14 protein-coding genes are annotated in these 20,847 nt (G+C 58.5%); 6 read left to right on the top strand and 8 right to left on the bottom strand.

Annotated elements, in window-relative coordinates; genetic code table 11:
- Positions 1-259 precede the first annotated feature (259 nt).
- From P12x_RS18960 to P12x_RS18950, 3 genes are all read right to left on the bottom strand, one after another.
- A complete protein-coding gene (locus tag P12x_RS18960; RefSeq protein WP_435006142.1) occupies positions 260-1,375 on the bottom strand; it encodes an aminopeptidase in 1,116 nt (371 codons plus the stop codon).
- Between the two features lie 110 nt (positions 1,376-1,485).
- A complete protein-coding gene (locus P12x_RS18955) occupies positions 1,486-2,859 on the bottom strand; it encodes an aspartate aminotransferase family protein (protein WP_435006140.1) in 1,374 nt (457 codons plus the stop codon).
- A 162-nt stretch (positions 2,860-3,021) separates the two neighbouring features.
- Entirely contained in the window at positions 3,022-3,642 is a 621-nt protein-coding gene (locus P12x_RS18950) for a hypothetical protein (RefSeq protein WP_435006138.1), read from the bottom strand.
- A 213-nt stretch (positions 3,643-3,855) separates the two neighbouring features.
- On the opposite strand from P12x_RS18950, the gene msrA reads away from it, so the two are divergent.
- The gene (gene msrA, locus P12x_RS18945) at positions 3,856-4,329 is read left to right on the top strand and encodes a peptide-methionine (S)-S-oxide reductase MsrA (RefSeq protein WP_435011692.1); all 474 of its coding nucleotides are present in this window, start codon (positions 3,856-3,858) and stop codon (positions 4,327-4,329) included.
- A 100-nt stretch (positions 4,330-4,429) separates the two neighbouring features.
- Positions 4,430-5,818: a DUF1501 domain-containing protein gene (locus P12x_RS18940; RefSeq protein WP_435006136.1), complete on the top strand. Its 1,389-nt coding sequence runs from the start codon at positions 4,430-4,432 to the stop codon at positions 5,816-5,818.
- On the opposite strand, the gene msrB is transcribed toward P12x_RS18940, so the two are convergent.
- The 3 genes from msrB to P12x_RS18925 are packed head-to-tail and all read right to left on the bottom strand — an operon-like array spanning position 5,819 to position 7,432.
- Entirely contained in the window at positions 5,819-6,220 is a 402-nt protein-coding gene (msrB, locus tag P12x_RS18935; protein ID WP_435006135.1) for a peptide-methionine (R)-S-oxide reductase MsrB, read from the bottom strand.
- Between the two features lie 18 nt (positions 6,221-6,238).
- Entirely contained in the window at positions 6,239-6,532 is a 294-nt protein-coding gene (locus P12x_RS18930; protein WP_435011691.1) for a polyhydroxyalkanoic acid system family protein, read from the bottom strand.
- 30 nt (positions 6,533-6,562) lie between these two features.
- Positions 6,563-7,432, bottom strand: coding sequence for a tetratricopeptide repeat protein (locus tag P12x_RS18925; RefSeq protein WP_435006133.1), 870 nt, complete (start codon positions 7,430-7,432; stop codon positions 6,563-6,565).
- A gap of 634 nt (positions 7,433-8,066) precedes the next feature.
- On the opposite strand from P12x_RS18925, the gene P12x_RS18920 reads away from it, so the two are divergent.
- The 4 genes from P12x_RS18920 to P12x_RS18905 are packed head-to-tail and all read left to right on the top strand — an operon-like array spanning position 8,067 to position 17,042.
- Positions 8,067-8,831, top strand: a complete 765-nt coding sequence (locus tag P12x_RS18920) for a TetR/AcrR family transcriptional regulator (protein WP_435006132.1) — start codon at positions 8,067-8,069, stop codon at positions 8,829-8,831.
- Positions 8,832-8,858: 27 nt separating this feature from the next.
- On the top strand, positions 8,859-10,100 hold the full coding sequence (locus P12x_RS18915; protein WP_435006130.1) for an efflux RND transporter periplasmic adaptor subunit: 1,242 nt from the start codon (positions 8,859-8,861) through the stop codon (positions 10,098-10,100).
- A gap of 42 nt (positions 10,101-10,142) precedes the next feature.
- Complete coding sequence (locus tag P12x_RS18910; protein ID WP_435006129.1) at positions 10,143-13,631, top strand: efflux RND transporter permease subunit; 3,489 nt, start codon at positions 10,143-10,145, stop codon at positions 13,629-13,631.
- Between the two features lie 12 nt (positions 13,632-13,643).
- The gene (locus P12x_RS18905) at positions 13,644-17,042 is read left to right on the top strand and encodes an efflux RND transporter permease subunit (RefSeq protein WP_435006128.1); all 3,399 of its coding nucleotides are present in this window, start codon (positions 13,644-13,646) and stop codon (positions 17,040-17,042) included.
- A gap of 67 nt (positions 17,043-17,109) precedes the next feature.
- Here P12x_RS18905 and P12x_RS18900 read toward each other — a convergent pair whose 3' ends face one another.
- Positions 17,110-19,164, bottom strand: a complete 2,055-nt coding sequence (locus P12x_RS18900; protein WP_435006126.1) for a prolyl oligopeptidase family serine peptidase — start codon at positions 19,162-19,164, stop codon at positions 17,110-17,112.
- 1,234 nt (positions 19,165-20,398) lie between these two features.
- A complete protein-coding gene (locus tag P12x_RS18895) occupies positions 20,399-20,593 on the bottom strand; it encodes a hypothetical protein (RefSeq protein WP_435006125.1) in 195 nt (64 codons plus the stop codon).
- Positions 20,594-20,847 lie beyond the last annotated feature (254 nt).

Here is a 20,847-nt window from a genome sequence, read left to right as displayed (position 1 = left end):
TGTCATGATAACCAGAATGGTCGCCCAACCCCATGAGAAGGTCGGTATGGGTGTCGGTGGTAGGCGGCAGCTCAGCCCTGCCACCCACATTTGCCATCTTGTGAACCAAAAGGAGATTTTCAGAGCAACCGGTCAAAATGCAAGCCAGGAAGGGCTTCCCGGACGGACAGTATCAACCAAATTCTGAGTAGCGCTTCGCAGTCCCACCAAAAGTGCGATCATCCTGGCAAGCGAGTCGCCATTCCATTACCGCATCGATTCACTCCGGATCGAGCGCCTGAAGTTCCTCCGGAACGAATCGGCCGTCAACTCGGATCGGGACACCATCGAAGGCGATGGTCCCTCCGCCGTAGTCGTTCCGCTGAATCTGAACCAGATCCCAATGGACCTTCGATCGATTGCCGTTATCAGCCTCGTCGTAGGCGTTGCCCGGCGTCAGGTGAAAGCTACCGGCAATCTTTTCATCGAAGAGGATATCGCGCATCGGGTGGAGAATCCGAGGGTTGCACCCGATCGACCATTCGCCGATATAGGCAGCCCCTTCGTCCGACTCGAGAATCCGTCGAAGCTTCTTGACATCGCCGCCGGAGCAGTCCGCCTCGACAATCTTGCCCTCCCGAAATGTCAGTTTGACGCAGTCGAAGGACATTCCCTGGTAGACTGTGGGTGTATTGAAACGGACCGTACCCTCAACCGAGTCTCTCACCGGAGCCGTGAATACTTCACCATCGGGAATGTTCATTTCTCCGGCGCATGGGACCACCGGGATACCTTCGATCGAGAACCGGAGATTGGTTTCCGGGCCCGTGATCAGGACTTCCCGGGCGGCTTCCATTCGCTCGACGAGGGGAGCCAGAGCCTTCGCCAATCTGGGATAGTCGAGATTGCAAACATCGAAATAGAAGTTTTCGAACGCTTCCGTGCTCATTCCCGCCTGCTGCGCCATGCTGGGATTGGGGAGCCGGAGCACGCACCACTTCGTCTTTTTGATCCGGCAGTCCATGTGAACCGGCTTGAAGACGTGCGTGTTGAATAGATTCATCTTCTCGGCCGGGACGTCAGACATCTCGTTGATGTTCCGCGCCCCTCGGAGGCCGATATAAGCCTGGACCTTCGACATCCGATGCAGCTCGAAGTTGCCGATCAGCCTCATCTGTTCTTCGGAGGCATGCCTGACGATCTCTCGACTGATTCGGGTATCCTTCGTCTCCACCACCGCAAACCCACCTCGTCGGGCGGCTTTTTGAACCAGGAGTCGGGGCAAGGTGCTGTCGTCCAGATCGAAACACTCGACCAATAATGCCTCACCCGATCCAAGTCGAGTCGAATGGCAGATGAGGATCTCGGCGAGGGTATCCCAGCGAGGGTCGGGCATTGCGGGGCTCGGGGCTGAGGTTTCAATCGAGAAGGCGAAGGGGAGACCGATTATGAAGCATCACCCCGTCCCAGGCAACCGAGGTATCGTCCCCGAAAGCCATGCCCGTCTTATCCTCGATCATTGACGATCGCGAGAACTTCCTCCAAGCAGTCGACCAGGAAGTTCGCGTCATCGATCGTCAGACACATGGGCGGTTTGATCCGGAGGACGTTCCCGGCCAGGCCACCTTTGCCGATCAAGAGACCTCGGACTTTGCAAAGTTCCATGACCTCGGCCGTTTCGGCTGTGGCAGGTCGCTTGCTCGATCGGTCGAGAACGAGTTCCACCCCGAGCATCAGGCCCATCCCCCGGACGTCTCCGATCAAAAGCTGACGGTCTTGAAGGTCGAGAAGGCGTGACTTGAGATGGCAACCGACCTCAAGCGCATTGCGCTGGATTTGCTCGGCATCGATGACCTCGAGGGTGGCCAGACCCTGGGTCATCGAGATCGGATTTCCCCCGAAGGTATTGAAGTGGATCCGGTTCTTCATCACCTGGGCAATTTCGGGCCGAGTGGTGCACGCCCCGAGCGGAGTTCCATTGCCGATCCCCTTCGCCATGGTGACGAGATCTGGTGTTACCCCCCAGTTCTCGAAACCCCAGAAAGCCGTACCGGTCCGGCCAAATCCTGTCTGGACCTCGTCGGCCACGCAAAGCCCCCCGTGCTCCCGGACAATTTCATAGACGATCCCGAAATATTCCGGGGGCGGAGTGACCACTCCACCGACTCCCTGGATCGACTCGCCGATGAAGCAGGCAACCTCGCCCGAGGACTCGTGGCGTATAAGATCCTCGACGTCCTGGGCACATTTCACGTCACAGCTCGGGTAGGTCAGCCCAAAAGGGCATCGATAGCAATAGCCCGGCGCTGCGTGAAGGATGTTCAGCGATGGGTTTGTTTTGAATTTCCAGGTACCTACCGCTGTCAGCCCCATCGCCCCCTGGGTTCCGCCGTGGTATCCGTTCCTCAGGCTGATAACCTGGTGATTTCCCGTGAACTCGCGAGCCGAGAGAATTGCGACCTCGGTCGCCTCGCTCCCCGAATTGGTGAAGTAAGAGACGGAAAGACCGCTCTCGGGCGGCATGTGCTCGGCCAGTCGCTTCGCAAACACCGCGGCAGTCGGATGCAAGTAGATGGTCGTAGTATGCTGAAGCTTACCCAGTTGAGCACGGACCTTTTCGACAACCTTCGGGTGGCAATGGCCCACCGAGACCGTGACAATCCCCGCGAAGCCATCGAGATATCGCTTTCCCGCTTCATCCCACAGGTATTGAAGGTGCCCCTCGACGACCATCAGGGGCTCTCGATAATACGTAATCAACCCGGGAGTCAGATACTCCCCGCGCAAGGACAAAACCTCCTCGCGTGATGGGCCATCATAGGGCTGGGGGGAATGATCCGAGGGGGGCAGGGTCACGGGAGTCGTCGAACGAGAAATCATCGGGAAGTCTCGCGGCCTAATACGGGATAGATACGTACTGTATCCGATCCCGGCAAGGCATGCGAATTGAGAACAACCCGAGACCCATGCGGATCACATCCGTTCAAGGACCGAAAATCGCCGATCGGCCAGTCCTGAACGATTCCCCCAAGAAGTCTCGAGTCACTCGACGGACTTTGTAGCCGGCTTAACGTTGACCACCACCTTGGAAGCGACGCTGTTCACGTGGGAAATTCCCACCCCATCGCCCTTTTTCAGCTCCTTCAACTCGATCTTCTTTCCCGCAGGGGTCACGATCGAGGTCTCAGGGCTAACCGCCACGGTAACGTCATTCTCTGTACCAATTTCCGTCACGACAAATGTCTTCAGGTTGGTGCCGATCGACTTGATATGACCCGTCAACTCGTCTGGCTTGACGTTGACAACGATCTTGGAGGCCAACCCGGCTGAATGGGCAATCCCGAGCCCATCACCGGACTTCAAATCCTTCAAGTTCATCGATTTTCCGGCGGGCGTCTCGATCACCGTCTTTTCGTTGACCGTGACATCAACGGGCTTCTCTTTCCCCGTAGGGGTCACGACGATCTTCTTGGAATCGAGGTCGACGCTGCTGACCACGCCAGCCAATTTCTCGGCGTCGATCGCGAAGGCCGCCGCCGTCGACATGACGGAAATGATCAACACGAGGGCGGTTCGGAATGAGGGACGATGCATACTCATGGGAAATCCTTGGGTGCGTACCAATCGAAAAGAAGTCGGATCGGGGAATTGCCGTTCGTCCATCGCGGCAGATTCCCGTCCTCGGAATGTTTTACGCTAACATTCCCGCAAGTGGATGGCCAGACGACGATTACGCAAAACCTCACCTAATCCGGGAGTCTACAGGGTTCCAGTCGAGATTCCTCGAATCTCGTTTGCCCGAAATGTCGGCCGTGCGTACAAACACTATATACGTGCGAGTGGAAGGGTCACCGCTAATAGTAGGGGAACATGGCCATGAAGAAGGCGACATTCGGTGCAGGTTGTTTCTGGGGGGTGGAACTGGCATTTCGGGGCGTTCCCGGAGTACTTGACGTCGCCGTCGGCTATTCGGGAGGCCATACTCCGGACCCGACTTACCAAGCCGTTTGCTCCGGCCGGACCGGGCATGCCGAAGTAGTCGAGGTCGATTTCGACCCGGAAAAGGTCTCATTCGAGAACCTACTCCAGGTCTTCTGGTCGATACACGACCCAACGACCTTGAACCGTCAGGGCCCAGACGTCGGCAGTCAGTATCGCTCCGCGATTTTTACGCACGACGACATGCAGGATTCACAGGCGAAGGATTCCAAGCAGGCTATTCAAGCTGCAGGCCTGTTTCGAAACCTTATCGTGACCGAGATCACCCCGGCATCGACCTTCTACCGAGCCGAGGAATATCACCAGAGATATCTGGAGAAGCACGGTCGGGCGGGTTGCTCGATCCACTGACACTCGGATGGCCATTCGGGTAGTTGTCTCCCTTTCGTGGTCCAGCTATGCTTGATGCATGTTGAACATCGAAAATCGGGGCAATTCGCGAGGACCGAGAATGACCGGATCCCACCAACACGCCTTCGGAATCGTCCGCAGGGAGTTCCTTCAGGTGGGTTTCTCGGGTTTCCTGGGACTCGGATTACCCGGCTTATTGGCTTCACGTGCCAGGGGAGGTCCGGGTTCGTCGTCTCCGCGAGCAAAGTCGATGATCCTGGTCTTCTTGACCGGGGGACTCGGCCATCTCGACTCCTTCGACCTGAAGCCCGAGGCACCCGAGGGGATCCGCGGGGAGTTCCGACCGATCGCCACCTCGGCCCCTGGGGTCCACTATTGCGAGCATCTGCCCGGGCTTGCGTCTCACGCCGGGAAACTGGCCATCGTCCGGTCGATGTCCCACACCTTTACCAATCATCTCAATGCCACGCACGAGCTCCTGACCGGACATTCCCAACCGGGGGCTTTCTTCGACAAGATCGCTTCCCGCGACGATTATCCTTGTTACGCCTCCGCCCTCGAATATCTCCGGCCTCGGGAGGATGGGATTCCAAGCGGAGTATTATTACCTACATATTTGATGGAAGGCCCACTCACCTGGCCCGGCCAGCACGCCGGATTCCTGGGCCCGAAGTTCGATCCCCTTCAGATCAAGCAAGATCCGAATAAGTCGGATTTCCGAGAAGAAAGCCTCTCTCCTCCGATCGGATTCAGCGTCGAGCGGATGAATCGACGTCGTCAGCTTCTGGACGAGTTATCGGCTCGGCGCGATATCCTCTCAGCCACGGAACCCAGGGATTCCATGGCCGAGCAGCGCGAGCATGCTTATTCCATGCTCCTCTCCGGGAAGGTCGCTCGGGCCTTCGACATTGGACGAGAAGACCCGAAGACCCGAGACCGTTACGGACGAAATTTGTTCGGACAATCGATCCTCCTGGCCAAGAGGCTCGTGGAAGCGGGCGTCCCGATCGTTCAGGCCAACATGGGGCGGGTTCAGAACTGGGATACGCATTCCGGCAATTTCCGCCGGCTCAAGAACGACCTATTACCCCCACTCGATCGCGGAGTCTCGGCACTCCTTACCGATCTCGCTGCCACGGGGCGGCTCGACGAGACTCTCGTCATCATCGCGGGGGAATTCGGGCGGACCCCTCGAATCGGCTCGAGCACGGGAAATGCCAACGGACCGGACGGTCGAGACCACTGGTCCAAATGTTTCTCGGTCGCCTTTGCCGGCGCGGGAGTCCAGGGCGGCCAGGTGATCGGGCAGTCCGACCGGATCGGAGCCTATCCCGCGAGTCGCCCATACGGACCGGGCGACTTCGCGTCGACGGTCTACCGGGCCCTCGGGATCGACCCGGAAACTGAATTGCGCGATCGCTTCAATCGGCCAATCCGATTGGCCAATGGCGAGGAGATCTCCGCACTTTATTCGGGTTCGGTCGGGTAATTAGTCCGACGACTCTTCGAGCTTTAAAGAGACCGAGTTCATACAATACCGCTGACCGGTCGGGGCTGGTCCATCATCGAACAGGTGACCCAGGTGTGACCCGCACCGTCCGCAGGTCACTTCGGTCCGAAGCATCCCGTGGGATCGGTCGTTGACTTCTTCGACGCTCTCTTTGTCGATGGGACGGAAAAAACTCGGCCATCCCGTACCCGAGTCGAACTTCGTTTCCGAAGTAAACAGGGGCTCGCCACAGGCGGCGCAGTGATAAGTCCCGCCCTTCTTGGTGTCCCAGTACCGGCCGGTGAAAGGTCGCTCAGTCCCTTTTTCCCGGAGCACCCGATACTCCTCGGGCGTCAAGCTCTCTCGCCATTCCGAGTCGGTCTTTTCCACCTTCTGGTCCATGGGATCACTCCTTCACTTTCAATTCAACGGTTTCTTGAAACTCGACTCGAGGATCTGCTTCAGCCTTGATGAACCGAAGAGGCCAGCGAGCAACGGGATATCGCCCGAAACGTGGACCAGATGATCGTCGATTCTCAGTTCGATCCGAACTCCAGGACCCTCGAGTCGGACCGACTCGCGATTGGTTGACCATTCGACCCGTCGGATCATCGAGCCAAACTTCGCTTCGATCTCGCCAACCGCGCGACTCAGTCGCTCTTGGGCTACTTCGAACGTCTGACCATGCTCGATCTTGACCTCGATCAGAGACATCATCCACCTCCCTCAAGACTCATGGAACGATCAGAGGGCGAAGGAGAGACGTCGACGGTAGTCGGAAGCCACTTCTGAGTCGGCTGGGAGGAGTTGAAAGATAGCAATCATCAGCTTTCGAGCGGCCTCCCCGGTTCCTCGACGATCGGTCTCCACCAGGTCGAGAGCCAGACTGAGCGCCTCGTCAAACTTTCCGGCGGAGGCCAAACCCTCGGAAAACGCGAGTTGGGCCAGTTTACTGGAGGGGTCGGCCAGATGGGCCTCTCGAAGCTTATCCAGATCCTCCCCCGACGATCCGCTTTTACCACGGAGTGTGATCTCTGCCTTGAGGGTCTCGGCCTCGGGTTCGAGGAAACCCCGACGTTCCAGGGCCTCGATCTGAGAACGCGCCTCGTCGATCCGGCCCATGGCCAGGGCCACCCGCCCCAATCCGACCTGGATCGAGGAACTCGAGGGATCCAGGGCCAGCGCCTCTCGATATTTTGCCTGGGCGCCGTGGAGGTCGGTTGATTCCAATCCCAGGGCCTCGGCCTCAAGGATCTCCGCTGGAGTCGGCATGATCCGCTCGATCCAGTCGCGGAGAGCATGCTCGGGAAGGACTCCCACAAATGAGTCCACCACTTTGCCAGCTCGGACGGCGAATACCGCCGGGATCGATCGAACCCCGAATCCGGCGGCGATCTCCGGGACTTTCTCGGTCTCGGCCTTAACCAGGATGAATTTTCCCTCGGCCTCCGTGGCCAGCTTCTCGAGAGTTGGCCCGAGGATTCGGCAGGGCTGACACCATGTCGCCCAAAAGTCTACAACAACCGGTAAACTCGACGAACGCTCGATGACATCGGAGACGAACCGCTCGGAATTCGTCTCGATGATGAAGGAAGACGGAGAAATCTTGGTCATTTGCCCCTCTCGCCGGGATCGACATGGTGCGACACTGTCTCGGAAATCCATTCTCCCGGCCACTTTTGCTCGACCGATTTCATCGTAATGGCCCGACTCCCCGAAGGCAAACGGCACTCCAGCCTTCTTCAACCTATCAGCGAGGACCGATTCCGATGTGCCTAGCATTGACTTCTTCATGCCCCCCGTGCGGCTCTCCCCGAAACCCAAGATCATGCGACTAGACGAGCGATGGACGAGAAATCTGAAACTGGGCGACCGTTCGGATGTTTCAAATCCCGCCGAATCGAAAAGGCGGGATTGGCGACTATCTCTTCGAGGCCAAATAGATTGTCGAAGCACCTCCGAACATCACGATCTTGGATGAATCACAATCTCTTGCTAATCCTTGCTAGAATTCGACTTAACGCCGTCTAATGCATGGCAAAGATTGACGAAAGTTGACCATTCGTCTAAATTAAATTGGAGACTGACCGGTCAGTCAGCAAAGTTTTCTCGCTTACTTGAATTGTTGGAAGGCGAGTTTCGAATTGAGCGAACTGGGGCAATCGGCACTTTCCGAGAAAATGAGAGACCTTTCCCGGCTATTCTCGAAGCCTACACGCGGCTGGGGTGCGTCCATGATGGTTTTATCGTGACAGACTCCATCACATCGAAAACAGTCGCACCCCTTCAGTCGACCCGGGAATCGCGCGTATCCCCGGAAGAAATCCTCGATGCAGCGACTGATTTATTTGCCGAGTTCGGCTTCTCCGATGCGGTCACGAACGATCTGATGGAAAAACTCGGGATCGGGAAGGGCACCATCTATCGCCACTATCCAAGCAAGCGAGACCTATTCCTGGCGGCAGTGGATCGGGTCATGAAGCGGCTTCGAGACTGCATCGACGATTCGATAGCATCGGTTCAGGATCCTATCGATCGGATCGAGGCGGCAACGCGATCGTTCCTCGGTTTTTTCGCTACGCACCCAAAATACGTAGAGTTGTTAATACAAGAGCGTGCCATCTTTCGCGATCGGACGACACCGACATACTTCGAGCACCGCGAGCGCAATAAGCTCCGCTGGCACGAGGTCTATCAGTCCCTGATCAAGGAAGGCCGGATACGCGAGATGCCCGTCGAGCGAATCTCCACCGTCTTTCTCGACCTGGCCTATGGAACAATTTTCACAAACCATTTTTCCGGTCGAGCGGCCTCGCCCGATGAGCAGGCTCGTGACATTCTGGATATCATCTTCCATGGAATTCTCGGCGAATCAGAACGCCTGGGGAATGATCCACGACCCCGGAAGGTGTCTGCTGCCGCCCGACTCGACGAGCAAAGTTCCACGAACCCGGAGATCGGGAACTCGGGACCAAGGATCCGACGGGCTGATCGGTCCGGTCAAGATGTCTGAAATCGCCCAACGCAGCTGGAGACTGGGATGAGTCGTCGAGAGATCTGGATCGCGGCAATCCTCGGCAGCTCGATGATCGCCGGTTGCGCCAAACCCAAGCCCAAGCCGGTCGAACCTCCCCCGCCCGAAGTACTGGTGACGCGACCGGTCGTCGATGAGGTGACCGACTACGAGGAATTCATCGGCCACACGGAAGCAGTCTTCTCCGTGGAGGTCCGGGCTCGGGTGACCGGATATCTCGACAAGGTCAACTTCAATGATGGCGACGAGGTCGAGAAGGGAACCCTCCTTTTCGAGATCGACGCGCGGCCCTATACCGCGGAAGCCGACCGTGCCGAAGCCACTCTTCGGCAAGGCGAGGCCCGGCTGACCCGGCTTGCCGCGGACCATCGTCGTGCGGACACACTCTTCAAGAAGGGCGCGATCGGGCTCGAGGAATATGACCGGATTAATGGCGATTACGCCGAGGGGATGGCTGCCATCGGCGTCGCCACGGCGGCCGTCGATCTGGCCAAACTGAACCTCGACTTCACCAGGGTGACTGCTCCGATCGGAGGTCGATTGAGCCGACGAATGGTGGACCCGGGCAATCTGGTCAAGGCCGACGAGACCCCTCTCACCACGATCGTCTCACTCGACCCCATGCACGTCTACTTTGATATCGACGAGCGGACCATGCTCAAGATTCGCCGACTGATCGCCGAGGGGCGGATCCAATCGCGGAAAGAGGTCGAGTTCCCAGTCCTGGTCGGACTCTCCGATGAGGCCGATTTTCCCCATAAAGGACTCATCAACTTCAGCGACAACAAAGTCGACTCCAGCACCGGCACCCTTCGGGTTCGCGGAGTCATCTCCAATCCCAAGCCGAGGATCCTGTCTCCCGGTTTGTTCGTCCGGATCAGGCTCCCGATCGGGAAACCGCACCGTTCATTGATGATCAGCGAGCAGGCGGTCGGTTCGGAACAGACGAGCCGCTTCGTTTACGTGATCCGGAAATCCGCGGTCAAGGACAAGAAATCGGGTAAGCAAACGCTGAAAGATGTTGCCTTCGCCCAACCGATCGAGGTTGGTTCGCTCACAAAGGGTCTCCGGGTCGTGAACAAGGGTCTCACGGAGACTGATCTGGTCGTCGTGGGAGGCCTTCAGCGGATTCGCAACGGAGCCGAGGTCACCTTGCCCAAACCCAAGCCAAACGACAGTCCTGCGGTCGCCCAGGGTCCCCCCGCGATACCCGAAGCAGTCCCGTCTGGATCATCGACATCGAGATGAACCCATCCGCAACGATGGACCGAACATCGGGGAGCTTCGTCCTTGATCTCGAAATTTTTCATCGACCGGCCGATCTTCGCCTCGGTCCTCTCGATCGTGATCACCATCGCCGGCGGGGTTGCATTGTTCAACCTGCCTATCTCGCTATATCCGCCGATCTCCCCCCCTACGGTACAGGTCAGTTGTGCCTACCCAGGCGCCAGCGCCCAGGTCGTGGCGGAGACGGTAGCCACGCCGATCGAGCAGCAGGTCAACGGTGTCGAGGGCATGATGTACATGTCCTCCCAATGCACGAACGATGGTAGTTACAGCCTGACGGTCACGTTCAATCATGGCATCGACCTGAAGATGGCTCAGGTCATGGTTCAGAATCGGGTCAGCCTGGCCGTCCCGCTCCTGCCCGACGTGATCAAGCAGACCGGGGTGACGACTCGGAAGCGTTCACCCGACATCTTGCTTGCCATGGCGATCAATTCGGCGGAGAAGAAATCCGATGGCTCGCCACTCTACGATCAACTTTTCCTGAGCAATTACGCCCTGCTGCACATCAAGGATGAACTCGCGAGAGTCCCCGGGGTCAGCGAGCTCGGAATGCTCGGGCAGCGTGACTATTGCATGCGGATCTGGGTGGATCCTGACAAACTGGCGGCCCGGGACATGACGGCTACGGATGTCGCGCTCGCAATCCGGAGGCAGAATGCTCAGGTTGCCACAGGCCAGATCGGCCAGCCTCCCGTCCCCGATGGCCAGTCGTTTCAGATCCCCCTGAGCACGACCGGGCGGTTCAGCCAGCCCGAAGAATTCGCCCAGATCATCGTCAAGAAATCGGCCGACGATCGAATCGTGCGACTCAAAGATGTCGCCTGGATCGAGCTCGGCCCCAAGAATCAAGACATCGATTGCTCGGTCAACGGCCGGCCATCGGTCAGCCTTGCCGTCTTCCAATTGCCCGACGCCAACGCGCTCGAGACCGCCGATCTCGTCAAGGCGAAGATCGAAGAGCTTGCCGCCGATTTTCCACCGGGTCTCCGATATGAGATCCGTTACGACACAACCCCATTCATCCGAGAATCGATCGGGGAGGTGTTCAAGACCCTCCGCGATGCGGTCATCCTCGTCGCCGTCGTCGTCCTCCTCTTCCTCCAGAACTGGCGATCCGCTCTCATACCACTCGTCGCCGTACCCGTCGCCATCATCGGCACCTTCGCCGTCATGGCCGCCATGGGCTTCAGCCTCAACAACCTCACTCTCTTCGGGCTCGTCCTCGCCATCGGAATCGTCGTCGACGACGCCATCGTCGTCGTCGAGGCCGTCGAGCACCACGTCGAACGAGGCATGCAGCCCAGGGACGCCACCGTCCGGGCCATGCAGGAGGTCTCCGGCCCGGTCATCGCCATCGGACTGGTACTCACCGCCGTCTTCGTCCCTTGCGCCTTCATCACCGGGATCGTCGGTCAGTTCTTCCGGCAATTCGCCCTCACCATCGCAACCTCCACGATCATTTCCGCCTTCAATTCGCTCACACTAAGCCCCGCGCTCGCCGCAATACTCATCAAGCCAAGGTCCGCCGGACCTCGCGTCGCACTCCCTCGATTATTTTACGCCCTGCTTGGTGCCTACCTGGCTTATCTCCTCCTGCCCATCGAGCGACTGGGTCACATTACAGGTCCAGGCTGGCTACCGATCACCATCGTGACCGTCACAGGTGCGCTGGCCGGTTGGGTCATCGGATGGCCGGCCGATCGCGTCCTCGTTTGGTTCTTCGGGATCTTCAACGAAGGGTTTAGATTAGCAACCCGAGGCTATAGCCACCTGGTGGCCGTCGCACTCAAAGGGAGCATCGCGGCGCTCCTGATCTATGGTGGGCTGATTTACCTCACTCATTACATCTACGTCAGGACCCCGGCCGGCTTCATCCCGACCCAGGATATGGGCTATCTCCTCTGCGATATCCAGCTCGCCGATTCCACCTCTCAGGAGCGGAGCAAGGCGGTTGTGGACCGAATTCAGCAAATTGCGGGGTCGACGCCGGGAATCAAACATACTCAGGCGATGACCGGACAGTCGATGCTCCTGGGTGCTAACGGCTCGAACTTCGGCACCATGTTTTGCATCCTCGACTCGTTCGAACACAGGCGTACGAAGGATCTGTATAGCGAGTCGATCATCGCCGGACTCCGGAAGGAATTCGCCAGGCTAGTCCCCGAGGCAAAGGTCACCGTACTCGGCCCTCCGCCGGTCCGAGGGATTGGTCGGGCGGGCGGATTCAAACTGATGGTCGAGGATCTCGGGGACAACAAATCGACGATCCTTCAGGGGCAGACCGATAACTTGATCGACAAGGCCAAACAGGTGCCCAAGCTTGCGACCCTGGTTTCGACCTTTCGTGCCAACGTCCCTCAGTTCTTCGTGGATGTGAATCGGGCCGAGGCGATGAGTAAGGAAGTCGCGTTGAAGGATCTTTTCGACACGCTTCGCATCTATCTAGGCTCGCTCTACGTCAATGATATCAACCTCTTCGGCCGGACGTGGCAAGTGGTTGTCCAGGCCGATAGCCGTTTCCGAAATGCGATCGAGACCGTACCTCGCCTGAAGGTCCGGAACGCCCAGGGATTGATGGTGCCCGTCGGGACACTCGCCAATTTCAAGCATATCAATGGCCCGCTTGTCTTGACCCGCTATAACATGCATCCTGCCGCGGCGATCAACGGATCGGCCGCCCCGGGGGTGAGTTCCGGAGATGCCATCGCCACGATGCAGGCCCTCGCGAACGATCAGCTCCTGAAGTCGATGTCCACCGAGTGGACCGAACTGGCATACCTGGAACTCCAGGCGGGCAACACGGCGGGTATCGTCTTTTGCTTCGCCGTGGTGATGGTCTTCCTCGTGCTGGCCGCCCAGTATGAGAGTTGGTCGATGCCCTTGGCGATCATTCTGGTGGTTCCGATGTGCCTCCTCAGCGGGGTCGTGGGCGTGAACCTCGCCGGCGAAGACATCAATATTTTCACGCAGATTGGTTTCGTAGTGCTCGTCGGCCTGGCCAGCAAGAACGCGATCCTGATCGTCGAGTTCGCCAATCAGAAGCGGACCCAGGGCGAGTCGAGGTTGGATTCCATCATGGAAGCCTGCGAACTGAGACTTCGGCCAATCATCATGACGTCACTTGCATTCATCCTCGGCGTGGTGCCTCTGCTGTTGGGGCATGGAGCCGGGGCCGAGATGAGATATACCCTTGGCGCGACCGTCTTCAGCGGGATGATCGGCGTCACGGCGTTCGGAATCTTCCTGACACCCGTCTTCTTTTATGTGATCGACTGGCTGGGCGAGACTCGGTTTTTCGCCTCGCCGAGGGTCCGAAGGATCGCCGGAATACCGCTCTCCATCCTATCGCTGCGATTTCTCAGGAATCGCGGAGTGTCCCGGGGCCGCAAGGCCGTCGAGGCCACGCCGGCACCCGAATCGGTCCAGGATCCGGTCGACTCCAGTGTCGCGGTCGACGACCGCGTGGGCGAACTCGTCGAGCAGGAGTGAGAACGCATATCCATGTCGCGATTCTTCATCGACCGGCCGATCTTCGCCTCAGTCCTCTCGATCATCATAACGCTGGCGGGTGGGATCGCGGTCCTGACCTTGCCGATCGCCCAGTATCCTGAAATCACTCCGCCAACGGTGGAAGTCTCGGCCTATTATCCGGGAGCGAATGCCAAGGTGGTGGCCGACACCGTGGCCGCCCCGATCGAACAACAGGTCAATGGCGTCGAGGACATGCTCTACATGTCCTCTCAGTGCACCAACGACGGGATGTACACGCTCACCGTGACCTTCAAGCCGGGCGTCGACCTCAACATGGCCCAGATCCTCGTGCAGAACCGCGAGAGTCTGGCCGATCCAATCCTGCCCGACCTGGTTAAACGCCGAGGCGTGACCGTCAAGAAGAAATCTCCCAGCATCCTGATGATCGTCAACCTGTTCTCCCCCAGCGGGACCCGTGACAACCTCTATCTGAGCAATTACGCGACGATCCAGCTTAGGGACGAACTGGCGCGACTCGAGGGTGTCGGAGACATCACCTATCTCGGCCAGCGCGACTACAGCATGCGGGTCTGGCTAGATCCTGGGAAGATGTCGTTCCGGAATCTGACAGCGACCGACGTTTCCACGGCGATCGCCCAGCAAAATATCCAGGTAGCCGCCGGGCAGATCGGCCAGCCACCGGTCCCAACTGGCCAGGTGTTCCAGTACACGATGACCACCCTGGGACGGCTCGAAAGCAAGGAACAGTTCGAGGACATCATTCTCAAAACGGACGCCGAGGGGAGAATCGTCCGGTTAGGCGACGTGGCCCGGATTGAACTGGGCGCGCAAGGATACGACCAAACTTGCACCCTCGACGGCAAACCATCGGTCGCCCTCTCGATCTATCAGAGGCCCGGATCGAACGCCCTGAAGACCGCCGAGTTGGTCCGATCGAAGATGGAGGACCTCAAGAAGAGGTTCGAGGAAGGGGTCGATTACTCGATCGTTTACGATACCACGCCGTTCATCACGGAATCGGTCAACGAGGTGTTCAAGACCCTCCGCGATGCGGTCATCCTCGTCGCCGTCGTCGTCCTCCTCTTCCTCCAGAACTGGCGATCCGCTCTCATACCACTCGTCGCCGTACCCGTCGCCATCATCGGCACCTTCGCCGTCATGGCCGCCATGGGCTTCAGCCTCAACAACCTCACTCTCTTCGGGCTCGTCCTCGCCATCGGAATCGTCGTCGACGACGCCATCGTCGTCGTCGAGGCCGTCGAGCACCACGTCGAACGAGGCATGCAGCCCAGGGACGCCACCGTCCGGGCCATGCAGGAGGTCTCCGGCCCGGTCATCGCCATCGGACTGGTACTCACCGCCGTCTTCGTCCCTTGCGCCTTCATCACCGGGATCGTCGGTCAGTTCTTCCGGCAATTCGCCCTCACCATCGCGACGTCCACCCTGATCTCGGCGTTCAATTCACTGACACTCAGCCCCGCGCTCGCCGCGATCCTCATCAAGCCGAAATCGAGGGAAAACCGGGAAGCTCTCCCGAAGCTTGCTTATGCCATGACTGGCGCCGCGCTTGGTTACTACTATCTTGCCCCGTTGATTTCGCCGAATCTCGGCTCGATGCCCGGCTGGGCGAGCCAATTGATCGGAGGGGTCGCTGGAGCTTTGGCAGGATGGCTCCTCGGATGGCCGACCGATCGAATACTTGTTTGGTTCTTCGGCATCTTCAATGCTGGGTTCACGGCAGTGACGCGCGGCTATACCTGGATCGTGGGCCTGATGCTCAAGGGTAGCCTGGCCGTGCTCTTGATCTATGGTGGGCTGCTCTATCTCACCTATTTCGCATTCGACCAGACTCCCTCGGGCTTCATTCCCGAGCAGGATAAAGGTTTTCTTCTCGTCAACGTCCAGATGCCCGATTCCACCTCGCTCGAACATACTCAAGCCGTCATGAAACGGATCGAGATGGTCGCGCTCAAGCGGCCTGGCGTGAAGCATACGGTCGCCATCGCCGGTCAATCGATCCTGCTCAACGCCAACGCTCCCAACTTCGGGGCGATGTATGTCATGCTTGACGACTTCCATCACCGAGCCGAGCCGAACCTGAGTGCCTCTTCTATCGCCGAGTCGCTGCAGATAGAACTCCAGCACGAGATCATCGAGGGGCTCGTGAACGTCTTTGGCGCACCGCCGGTCGAGGGACTCGGCACGGCGGGCGGATTCAAGGTCGTGATCGAGGATCGCGGCGACAACGGCCTGGAGACGCTGGAGACGACCGCCGAGAGAATCGTCGCCGAGGGGAACAGAGACGAGCGAGTGCAGGATCTATTTACCAGCTTCCGAGCGAACACTCCCTGGCTATTCCTCAACATCGACCGCGACAAGGTCAATGCCATGGGCGTGTCGATGGACGAAGTGTTCAATACCCTACAGGTTTACCTCGGCTCGCTTTACGTCAATGACTTCAATCGCTTCGGCCGAACCTGGCAGGTGAATGTCCAGGGAGACGCCTCATTCCGAAAGCGGATCGAGGACTTGCAACTACTCAAGATCCGGAATCAAAACGGAGGAATGGCACCGTTTGGCGCGATGGCGAGCGTCGAGGACCGGAGTGGCCCGGTTCTGATCATGCGCTACAACATGTACCCATCAGCGGCGGTCAATGGTAATCCCACGCCAGGGACCAGTTCCGGTCAGGCCATCGACCGAATGACCGATGTCGTTCAGCAACAGATCCCGCAATCGATGCGGATGGAGTGGACCGAACTGGCCCTCCTCCAACTCCAGACGGGCAATACCGCCATGATCGTCTTCGCGTTGGCGGTGGTCCTCGTCTTCCTCGTGCTGGCCGCCCAGTACGAGAGCTGGTCACTCCCGTTGGCGGTCATCCTGGTGGTCCCGATGTGCCTGCTTTGCTCGGTGACAGGTGTCCTCATGGCCCGGATGGACATCAATATTTTCACTCAGATCGGATTCGTCGTGCTGGTCGGGCTCGCTTGCAAGAACGCCATCCTGATCGTGGAGTTTGCCAAATCCCGGAGAGAACAAGGAGTGCCCCGGTATCAGGCAACCCTGGACGCCTGCATGCTCCGACTCAGGCCGATCATGATGACCTCGTTTGCGTTCATCCTGGGCGTGGTCCCCTTGGTCATTTCAGAAGGGGCCGGCTCCGAGATGAGGCGAGCGCTCGGCACGGCCGTATTCGGCGGGATGCTCGGCGTGACGGCCTTCGGGATCTTCCTGACTCCCGTCTTCTACTTCGTGATTCAATGGGTCAACGACGCGATCTCCGGTGATCAGGGAGTTCAGACCCGGTTGCCTGATCGTGAAGTTCAGCCCGATAAACACGCTGGTCCGTCGGGTGATGTTTTGGCTCACACTGAAGAGCATGTTGAACCCAGCTATTCTCACTGATCCCGGCGGAGGAGAGGCACGACGCCGAGAGAGATGAGATCGATCGGCGTCGTTCGGATGAGGAGAATTAACGTCCGTCGGCCTTGATCACGCCATAATCAATTTCCGATGGAGGCATCGATCCGCCGGGCCCCTGAAGATAGTGGGTCAGCCATTGGATCATTCGAAGGTTGTAATCGAGACGAGAGGCAGCCCTCAAATTTCCGTGCCCTTCGCCCGGGTACAGCACGAGACGGACTGGGGCTTGCCCCCGAATCTTCAAGAAGCGATAGAGTTCGAGCGACTGCCCGGGGAAGACACGCGGGTCATCCTTGCCGTGCATGATCAGGAGTGGAGTCCTGGCCGTTTCGACATGGAAAATCGGGCTATGTTCGAGGAGCCCGAGCCAGTCGTCCCATGGGCGTTTACGGGCATGGACGAGGAATTCCTCGTCAGGGATATCGGTCGTCCCGGTCTTCGAAATTTTGTCCGAGATCCCAACGAACATGACCCCGGCGGCAAATCGATCCGAATAGCGAGTTGAACACCAAGCGGTCGCATAACCCCCGTAAGAACCACCCGTGACACCGACCCTGGAACCGTCAACAAGCCCGTCCGCGATCAAGAAATCGACAGCATCGACGAGATCGTCGAATTCCTTACCCGCCGGGTCAGCTTGACCGAGTTTGGAGAACGCGACTCCCCTCCCGGTGCTCCCTCGATAATTCGGCAGGAACACGGCGACTCCTCGCGCCGCGAGGACTTGCCCCGGGAGGGCGTATCCGGTGACCCAGCCATTCCGGACGTGCGACTCGGGACCACCATGTACATCAAGGACGAGCGGAACCCGAGTTCCAGGTGACATTCCAAGCGGTCGGACCAAAACACCTTGCAATTCCAGGCCATCTCGAGCCTTGTAAGTGATCACTTCCTGAGGAGCCAGCTCGATCGAGGAAAGCCAGGGATTGCTGTCGGTCAACCGGACGAATTCCGGTCGATCCTGGGATTTGATCAGGTAGACTTCGGCCCCATGCTTCGGCGAGGAGCCGACGATTGCCAGGGTTCGACCATCTGAGGAGACCGAGAGCGAAGTGGCGACAACCTCGTCTGTCTGACGGGAGGAATGGGCGGAGCCGTCGGCATTGATGCTACCGAATACAGTCGCCGTGCCTTCGTCGCCGATGTAGCTAATCCGATCATTCCCGGTCCAGACAATGTCGGAGACGTGCCCCAGATAGTCGGGAAGGATGTCACGAAGGGTCGAATCGCCCGGAGCGCCAACGAGAAGTCGCCCGGGTGCCGGGTCGTGCTCGTCGGATGCGGAGATCATTGCCAGCTTCTTTCCATCTGGGCTCCAGAGAACCTTCCCAAGCTTCCCAGGGTTGTCGAACCGAATCAGGTTGGGACCTCCGAGCAGAATCTGAACCTTCCGTCGTGTGAACGCGTCATCCACGCCGGGAGTGGGGGCCAGGGCGACCGCTAGCGATTCACTCGTGGGGTTGGCCCTCAGCTCGGAAGCCGACCCTGGGAGCATGATCGACCGGGGTGGTGTCGGGTCGTCCAGCTTCGACAGCCAGATCCGGACAGGATGTAGCTCCTCCTCGTAGACGATCTGGTTGAAGCCCTTTTTCTTCAGTTCGGCCTTGGACTTGGAGTCGGGATCGACCGCCAGGAAAGCGACCCTCCGGCCATCCGCCCTGAGCGAATAACTCGTGATATCCGAGCCGAAGGAAAAGACACGACGGGCCTCTCCGCCCGAGATCTCGATCTGGTAAAGGGAGCGATGTTCATCTTTCCCCCGCTTCGCCAGGAACAGGATCGATCGTCCATCCGGGGACCAGCTGACCTCCGAGACATTGACATCCCCGCAAATAAAGGGGCGTGATTTCCGATCCGTTCCGACGACATGAAGTTCGGACCAGGCCGGGCCGTCCTCCTCCGCGATCGGTTTTCGGGGAACGCTCAGGACGTAGGCGACGTTCGAGCCATCGGGCGAGATCGAGGCCGAGATGACGTTCCGGAAGCGTCCGACATGATCGCTGCTGAGTCGTTCCGCGCTATCCGCCCAGCTCGAAGTCAAGGCGATCAACAGCAAACCAGGCCAGAGCATAGACCAGATCGAGCGAAATCTTCGAGCCATCATGATTGGGGATCCTTCGGGCGAAATGTTCGAAAAGGGCGATCGATTGGCCAGTTTATGGCGAGTCGTCCTGTGTTGCTAGACTCTTGCCACCCACTCAAACAGGTTCAAAGTCATATTGTGAAGACCTGGCCAAATCGAGGAATCTTAGGTTGGAGTAATACAAACCAGAGTAACTCGTGCGATCCCGCCTCCGGCTCCCAATTAGTAGTTCCTCGAGATTGGACCAATAAAATACTATTATTTATATTAATGCATCCAAAAAATAATGATTGACGCTATGACCGAGCCTCCGTCTTCACTCTCCGCTCATTGAACAGGACGGGCGTTCTCCCCGTTTCCAGCCCGCGTACTAGAACTCATGCCGTCTCCCACGGAAAGCTCCGAGGTCGATCTCACAGCCGGATCAGGCCAAACTCGTCGTGCCGCCTCGCGTCGGGGACCTGGAGGTCCCGCGACTTTGCAGCTCATGCTCGGCTCGCAATCACCATCGGAGCCGGTGCCGCGAGTGGCGGTTGATGTCTCGATAAGCCGGGGACATCGGTCCAAGGAAGTAGTCGTTCGAGAAGCCCCGGGGCTTCCGATTCAGCGTCCCCACCCGGTCCTCGACCATCGGCCACAACCTACTTCGGTTGGTCAACTCGTGGATCTGCGCCAAGAGGGCGTCAATCTACTTGGCCGACCTTATCATGCCGAAGGTACGACCGAGTCGTCCGCTCCAAGTGGTCCAGCTCGATCGTGTAGCCCTGGAAGTTGACGCTCTGTTAGGGCACCCGGAAGAGGCAGGCTTTGGACTGATTCACCGTCAACCGCAGCCTCGACATCATCGATCGCATCGCCCTCATCACCTCGACGCCGGTGCCTCTACAAAAGATCACGAAGTGATCGGCATCGTTGTCGATGTGAGAGTCTTGTCGCGGATGGCATGCGTCCGTAAAGAGTATTCCCAGTTCCATGCCGATGAGGAGAGTGTAATCCCGAGAGATCAGCCAAATCCTGTCAAAGATCGAAAAGCTCGGCCAACTTGGATGACCAACCTTACTCCTCATCGAGTCGATCCGTCTCGGGGTGGTTGCTTTATAGCCTCGCCCTGTGCATCAAGTCATGGAAAGTGCAACCCGAGACGTAGAACAGAACGGATTTCCTCGTCCACCGATTCACAACGCCGAGCCCGCCGCTTGTCCTCGTGGCTGAGACGCCGGGACGGGCTTTACCACGGCGAACCCGGCCGCTCTACCTACTCCTCTTCGTAGCAATACCAGTCCTTCGCCTCAGTCAGCCCGAACGTCGACAGGCAGACGTGAAACGCCACGACGTTCGCCCAGATTAACCTAAACTTCTCCTGGCCGGCCCCGACAAAAGGCTTGCATTCGCGAAAGGTAATCTCCAGGCTGAAGCAATCGGCCATCATCCCCAGGATGTTGGCGAGCAACTTGAGATCCTTGGCCTCGAGGTTGTATGGCAGTCGCCCCCGTCTTGCTATTCGGCGCGGGTAGCAACCAGGCTACAAATCCAACCACGCTCGGGTTATCCCGGTTTCAGCTCGTCGGATTCTTTGTCAGGGGCCTTGGATATCATTCGGATCCCACCTCGCGAGGTGCACTCTTACCTGGCCTTGAGGTACCGAGCAACCAGGCCCTGGGAGGTCATGCGCCTCCTTTTCTAACAACTCGGCTGGGACTCAAT

The organism is Tundrisphaera lichenicola (assembly GCF_051175385.1).
In the GTDB taxonomy this organism is placed as follows: Bacteria; Planctomycetota; Planctomycetia; order Isosphaerales; family Isosphaeraceae; genus Tundrisphaera; species Tundrisphaera lichenicola.
This window is presented reverse-complemented; position numbering and strand designations above follow the sequence as displayed.

Bases quoted from the DNA above. Each gene is read 5' to 3' on its own strand.
- P12x_RS18905 (WP_435006128.1), top strand. From the start codon at position 13,644: ATGTCGCGATTCTTCATCGACCGGCCGATCTTCGCCTCAGTCCTCTCG.
- P12x_RS18955 (WP_435006140.1), bottom strand. From the start codon at position 2,859: ATGATTTCTCGTTCGACGACTCCCGTGACCCTGCCCCCCTCGGATCAT.
- msrB (WP_435006135.1), bottom strand. From the start codon at position 6,220: ATGGACCAGAAGGTGGAAAAGACCGACTCGGAATGGCGAGAGAGCTTG.
- P12x_RS18930 (WP_435011691.1), bottom strand. From the start codon at position 6,532: ATGTCTCTGATCGAGGTCAAGATCGAGCATGGTCAGACGTTCGAAGTA.
- P12x_RS18960 (WP_435006142.1), bottom strand. From the start codon at position 1,375: ATGCCCGACCCTCGCTGGGATACCCTCGCCGAGATCCTCATCTGCCAT.
- msrA (WP_435011692.1), top strand. From the start codon at position 3,856: ATGAAGAAGGCGACATTCGGTGCAGGTTGTTTCTGGGGGGTGGAACTG.
- P12x_RS18950 (WP_435006138.1), bottom strand. From the start codon at position 3,642: ATGGACGAACGGCAATTCCCCGATCCGACTTCTTTTCGATTGGTACGC.
- P12x_RS18915 (WP_435006130.1), top strand. From the start codon at position 8,859: ATGAGTCGTCGAGAGATCTGGATCGCGGCAATCCTCGGCAGCTCGATG.
- P12x_RS18940 (WP_435006136.1), top strand. From the start codon at position 4,430: ATGACCGGATCCCACCAACACGCCTTCGGAATCGTCCGCAGGGAGTTC.
- P12x_RS18900 (WP_435006126.1), bottom strand. From the start codon at position 19,164: ATGATGGCTCGAAGATTTCGCTCGATCTGGTCTATGCTCTGGCCTGGT.
- P12x_RS18925 (WP_435006133.1), bottom strand. From the start codon at position 7,432: ATGACCAAGATTTCTCCGTCTTCCTTCATCATCGAGACGAATTCCGAG.